We start from the raw sequence: 5,417 nt of genomic DNA, 5'->3' as shown, positions 1-5,417 counted from the left end.
GGCGCCGTATCTGCCCGCCGGCTGCGTGGTCAGCGATGTGGGGTCCAGCAAGGCCAGCGTGCTCAAGGCCTTGGGCGATGCGCTGCCCCATGCCACGATCGTGCCCGCCCACCCCGTTGCCGGAACCGAGCAGAGCGGGCCCGACGCCGGCTTTGCCACGCTGTTCGCCGGGCGCTGGTGCATCCTCACCCCGCCCGATGGCGCCGATGCCACGGCCGTGGCGCGCGTCGCCGCGTTCTGGGAAGGCCTGGGCGCGCGCGTCGAAATGATGGACGCGGCCCACCACGATCTGGTGCTGGCGGTGACCAGCCACCTGCCCCACCTCATTGCCTACACGATCGTTGGCACCGCGTCTGACCTGGAAGAGGTGACGCAGAGCGAGGTGATCAAGTATTCGGCCGGCGGCTTTCGCGATTTTACCCGCATCGCCGCATCTGACCCGACGATGTGGCGCGACGTGTTCCTGCACAACCGCGATGCCGTGCTGACCATGCTGCAGGTCTTTACCGAAGACCTGACCGAGCTGCAGAAGGCAATCCGCAAGGGCGATGGCGCTGCGCTGTTCGACCATTTCACCCGCACCCGGGCGATCCGCCGCTCGATCATCGCGATGGGCCAGGACGATGCCCGCCCCGATTTCGGCCGCGATCACGGCGCCGTGGCGACACCTTCAACGCCAGACTGAGCCAGCGCACCATCAGGCGTCGTTGGCGACGCCGGTGCGCTGTTCCTGGTGCAGCACGCGGGCGTGCCACAGGTTGCGGCCCACGAAGATCACCAGAATGATGGCCGCGATGATGATCGCAACGGTCAGGCCGGCGCGGCCAAAGCGGCGTGCGCGCTGCTCAGGCGGCAGGTTGCGGGGATCTTCCATGATGTTTCCTTTTGCGGGCAGGTGACCCTGGCCAACGCGCTGCGGCGCGCGCGCGATGGCGGGGCCAACCTGTGCAAACAAGAAAGGGGCGGCAACCGCGTGGTTGCCGCCCCCGTTCCATGGATGTGGCTCCATGGATGTGGCGCCCAAGGCGCCGTGATCAGAGCGCGATGCTGAGCGAAGCGCGCACGTTGGCGGCGATGCCACCGTTCTGCGGCTTTTCCGCGCCGGCCGAAATCTTCCAGGTGTAGTCGAGACCGCCCTGGAGAATGCCGATCGAGCCGATCCAGGCCGACTGCACGTTTTCCGGGGTGAGCGTGAACTGCTGGCCCGAACCGAAGATCGCGGTGGTGGCGCCAAGGTCGCCCGACAGGTGGCTGCGGCGGCCCACGTCGGCTTCCACGGTGAACGGGCGGCCTTCGTAGCTGCTCGGGCCGCTGCTCCACGCAAAGCCCAGCGTGGTGGTGGCGTTGACGGCCGTGCTGCTGCGGTCACGCACCAGCAGGATCATCGCGTCGGTGCCAGTTTCCTGGTAGCCGTTTTCCTTGAGGCGGAAGTATTCGATGTTCGCCTTGGGCTTGATCTTGAACGTGTCGCTCAGATCGATGTCATAGCTGAACCCGCCCGTGGCCGACAGCGAGTGGCCCTTCCAGCCGCCGTGCGCCGCATAGGTGATCGTCGCAGAGTCGACCGCGCCGGTGAAGGTGCGGTCAAGCTTGAACGACGAGCGGCCGTAGCCGACGCGGGCAAAGGTGTAGAGCTTGCCGAACGCCTTGCGCCAGAACGCGTTGATTTCGATGTTGTTCACGCCCAGCGACTGCTGGTTGTGGTTGTTCACCGTGCCGCTGGTCCAGTCGAAGTAGGCACCGATGTTGCCCAGCGCGGTGGCGCGTTCGAGCCCGAAGGACACGCCGCCGCCGCTCAGGCTGTAGCCGACCGAATCATCGTCATGCTTGCTGGCGCGGAAATAGAGTGGTTCGAGCCACATGCCGGTGTTGCTGATCGTGAACAGCGACGAATCGTCGGCCACGTGCAGCGCCGCCTGGCGCGAGCCACGCGTGACGAAATCGAACGCCCCGCCGGCATAATCGGGCAGCAGCTGGTTGAACTGGCTCTGCAGCGTCGGCGTATCGGTGACCTGGAGCAGGCTGGACTGCAGGTTGGTGTAGTTGGCCGCATTGCCGATGATCGCGTCATAGGCGGCTGCCTGGGGCGTGGTCAGGCCAAGCTGCGCGGCCGTCTTGCGCGACAGCGACAGGACGAGGTCGTTGCCGCTCTGCGAGATCGAACCGGTATAGAGCACGGGCAGCGACAGCGAGCTGGTGGTGACATTGCTGCCGCCGGTCAGCGTGCCGGCCGAGACGATGGTCTGCGGCGTGGTCGCGCTCAGGAACGAGGACACCGAGACGTTGATCTTGGCACCCGAGGCGAAGGTCGCGGTGTTGGCCACCAGCTTGGAAGCCGTGCCGGTGGAGTCCACATAGACGCCGAGCGCACCGCCGGAATTGACCGTCAGGTTGTTGATCGTGGTGGTGCCGACGGCGTTGGCGCCGAACGAGCCGCCATTGACCGTCACGTTGAGCTGCGAACCGCCGGTGATGGTGCCGGCCCAGATGGCCGAACCGCCGATGGTCAGCGTGCCGACCTGGTCGTTGAGCGCCATCTGCCCGGTGAAGCGCGCATTGGCGCTCATCGTCATCGAGGCGGTGCCCGAGGTACCGAAATCGATGTTGCCGATCCACTTGGAATCGTCAGCCATGATCACGGTGTTGTTGCCGGTGCCGAGATAGGCGTTGCCGGTCACCTTGCCGGATTCGATGTCCACCGTATCGTTGCCGCTGCCGGTGTAGATGTCACCGGTGATCGCGGTGTAGACCGGCGCGGTCGCCACGTTGTAGCCCGACGCGGCCTTGTCCGATGCCTGGCTGGTGACGCCGGTGGCATTGAGGTACTGCTTGATCGTCACGCCGCTGGTGTTGGCCGAGAGATCGATCGCCGCGGTCTTGCCGGTCGATGCACCGCTGATGGTGATGAAGCCGGTGTTGTTGACGGTGTTGAGCGTGCCCGACAGATCGCGGATGCCATAGAGATTGCCCGAGGCAACCCCGCTCGCCGTCGCCTTGATCGTGCCTTCGTTGTACAGCGACGTGGCCGTAACACCCTGGTTGAGCAGGATCGCGGTGGCATCACCGTTGACCGTGGTGGCCGTGACGGTGCCGTGCACGCCGATGCCGTTGGGCAGGCTGACGGTGCCGCCTTGGCCGCCAACGACGACGCCATAGGCGTTGAGGCCGCTGTAATAGGCGGTGGCGCTGACGCTGCCGTCAACCGCAACCGAATAGGTGCCCGAAGTCGCCACGACCGAGCCGATCGTGGTGTTGCCGGCGCCACCGATCAGCAGCGCGGGGCTGGTGCCGTAGGACTGGATCGAACCGGTGGTTTCGGTGACGTTGTTGGTGCTCGACGCCACGGTCACGATCACGCCGCCGGTGACGTTGCCCGAAACCTGCACGGCGGCCTTGCCGCTGCTCAGCGCGGTGGGCGACAGCGTCTGCGTGGTGCCATCGTCGGCGGTGTAGCTGACCGCCTGGGTCATTGCGCCGTCGATCTTGAACGCGCCGTTGATGTCGCCGTTGACGACAACCGCCTGTGCGCCGGTGCCGATCACCGCCACGGTGCCGCCGATGGCGAGGTTGCCGGTGACATTGCCGGTGCTCACGCCAACCGAGTTGTCACCCTTGACCGAGATCGTGCCGGTGTTGGTGATCGAACCGGTGAGCGGTGAACTGACGACGATGCCGCCCGAATTGTTGCCTTCCACGCCGATCGTGCCGGTGTTCGAGATCGTCGCCGTGGTGGCGTTGCCCGACAGGATGTGGATGCCATAGCGGTTGGTCAGCTGCGAGACCGAGCCATTGACGACCGAGCTGTTGCCCAGGACCGGCGGCGTATAATCTTCGCTGACGGTGATCGTGCCGTCGTTGGTGATCGTGGTGGTCACCCCGGCGTTGGCGACGATGCCGGCGCTGTTGCTGACCCCGGCGACGGTCAGCGAGCCACCGGAATTGACATTGACCGTGTTCGACGAATCGATCGTGATCGGAACGCCGCTGGGCAGCTTGATCGCGCCGCTGCCGTTGACGGTGATATTGCCGGCCGACGAGGTGTTGAGGGCAGTCAGCGTGCTGGTGCCCACCGTGGTATCGGCAAGCGCCGGGGTGGCAACGGCCACCAGGGCGGCCGGAATCGCCATGGTGGCGACGGTCGAAAGAAAACGAATCTTGGGGAGGCGCTGCATGGGCTCTCGTCTCGTTGGGCAAAAGGGCCAGCAGGGGCGGGCCGGTGGCAACATGGCGGGCTTCATATCCGGGGCAGGCCGGCTTTACCAGTGCCTGAAATGCGCCGTAACCACTATCCGTCGCAAGCGAAGATGAAGAAATGTTCAGACAATTTCCGTGACTGTAAATTTGCCGTTCAGACAAAACCCGCCAGCAGGGCTGTGGGACAAGGGAATGGACGGAGCAACCATCGTGCGCGACGGGTGGACCGCATGACCTTTTGCGGTGACTTGCAGGGCGAGCCCCTTTCCCCGGTCGAAGATCCTGGCGGTCTTCATCCGGCTGGACCAGTCATCGATCATCGACATGGCACTGCCGGGGCGCTTTCGCCCCGAGCGCTGCCTGTTGCCGAGCCGGAGCCGCCCCGCGATGGGCGGGGCCTGGCCCTGCGCGACGACGTGGCGCTGATGCGACGCGTGGGCGAGGGTTGCCAGGCATCCTTTGCCGTGTTGGTCGAACGCCATGCCGCTGCGCTCTATCGCGTGGCCGCCCGCATGCTGGGCGATGGCCACGATGCCGAGGACGTGGTGCAGGACTGCTTTGCCCGCATGTGGCAGAACGCGCCGCGCTGGCAGCCGACCGGCGCTGGCCTGGTCGGATGGCTGCATCGCGTGGCGATGAACCTGTGTTTCGATCGCAAGCGGCGCTTTCGCGTGGTGGTGACCGACGAGGTGCCCGATTGCGCCGACCAGGCGCCGCTGGCCGATCGCCTGATCGAACAGCGCCAGGCCTGTGCCCAGGTGGCGGCGGCGCTTGCCGATCTGCCTGAACGCTATCGGGCTGCCTTGGTCTTGTGCTATTACGAGAACTTCTCCAATGCACTTGCGGCACAGGTGCTTGATCTTAATATCAAGGCGATGGAGTCGCTGTTGTTCAGGGCGAGGCGGCAGATGCGTGAACTGCTTGAAGCGCGTGACATTACCTGCCGCGATGTGGCCTTTGCCGGCGCGGCCGACTTTGCCAATTCACCGGCCGCTCACGCTTTTGCTACGGGCGCAGGCCCCCGCGCGTGACCGACCAGCAGCCTCGCATCGCCGATCCGGGCCGGGATCAGGCGGCAGGCTTGTCAGCGGCCCCCTTGCGCCATGCCGATGCGTCGCCTGCCGACGCGGCGCTCGACCAAATTCTCGGCCTGCACGAAGCGCCGGCGCTGCCCCCTGGGCTGACCGCGCGCATCCTGCGCGACGTGCCCTTGCGCCCGCAAC

The 5,417-nt window shown here is 65.8% G+C and carries 6 protein-coding genes; 3 read left to right on the top strand and 3 right to left on the bottom strand.

The window, feature by feature from the left end:
- Nucleotides 1-685, top strand: a 685-nt coding sequence (locus H926_RS0108690) for a prephenate dehydrogenase/arogenate dehydrogenase family protein (RefSeq protein WP_022675946.1), incomplete at its 5' end; no start/stop codon positions are given.
- Between the two features lie 12 nt (nt 686-697).
- Here H926_RS0108690 and H926_RS33170 read toward each other — a convergent pair.
- From H926_RS33170 to H926_RS34090, 3 genes are all read right to left on the bottom strand, one after another.
- Nucleotides 698-874, bottom strand: coding sequence for a hypothetical protein (locus H926_RS33170; protein ID WP_158441964.1), 177 nt, complete (start codon nt 872-874; stop codon nt 698-700).
- Nucleotides 875-1,034: 160 nt separating this feature from the next.
- Nucleotides 1,035-4,172: an autotransporter domain-containing protein gene (locus tag H926_RS0108680; protein ID WP_022675944.1), complete on the bottom strand. Its 3,138-nt coding sequence runs from the start codon at nt 4,170-4,172 to the stop codon at nt 1,035-1,037.
- A gap of 144 nt (nt 4,173-4,316) precedes the next feature.
- Entirely contained in the window at nt 4,317-4,676 is a 360-nt protein-coding gene (locus tag H926_RS34090) for a hypothetical protein (RefSeq protein ID WP_166643336.1), read from the bottom strand.
- Between H926_RS34090 and H926_RS26460 the strand changes: the two genes are divergently transcribed.
- Complete coding sequence (locus H926_RS26460; RefSeq protein ID WP_231627661.1) at nt 4,659-5,225, top strand: RNA polymerase sigma factor; 567 nt, start codon at nt 4,659-4,661, stop codon at nt 5,223-5,225. The two genes, H926_RS34090 and H926_RS26460, sit on opposite strands and share 18 nt — an antisense overlap.
- A partial coding sequence (locus H926_RS26455) for a hypothetical protein (RefSeq protein WP_043608717.1) occupies nt 5,222-5,417 on the top strand: 196 nt, incomplete at its 3' end. The genes H926_RS26460 and H926_RS26455, both read left to right, overlap by 4 nt.

It is taken from the genome of Novosphingobium sp. B-7 (genome assembly GCF_000410615.1).
GTDB lineage: Bacteria > Pseudomonadota > Alphaproteobacteria > Sphingomonadales > Sphingomonadaceae > Novosphingobium > Novosphingobium capsulatum.
This window is presented reverse-complemented; position numbering and strand designations above follow the sequence as displayed.

Excerpts from the sequence above, each read along its gene's own strand:
- H926_RS0108680 (WP_022675944.1), bottom strand. The coding sequence starts at position 4,172 with ATGCAGCGCCTCCCCAAGATTCGTTTTCTTTCGACCGTCGCCACCATG.
- H926_RS33170 (WP_158441964.1), bottom strand. The coding sequence starts at position 874 with ATGGAAGATCCCCGCAACCTGCCGCCTGAGCAGCGCGCACGCCGCTTT.
- H926_RS34090 (WP_166643336.1), bottom strand. The coding sequence starts at position 4,676 with ATGGCGTTCGACCAACACGGCAAAGGATGCCTGGCAACCCTCGCCCAC.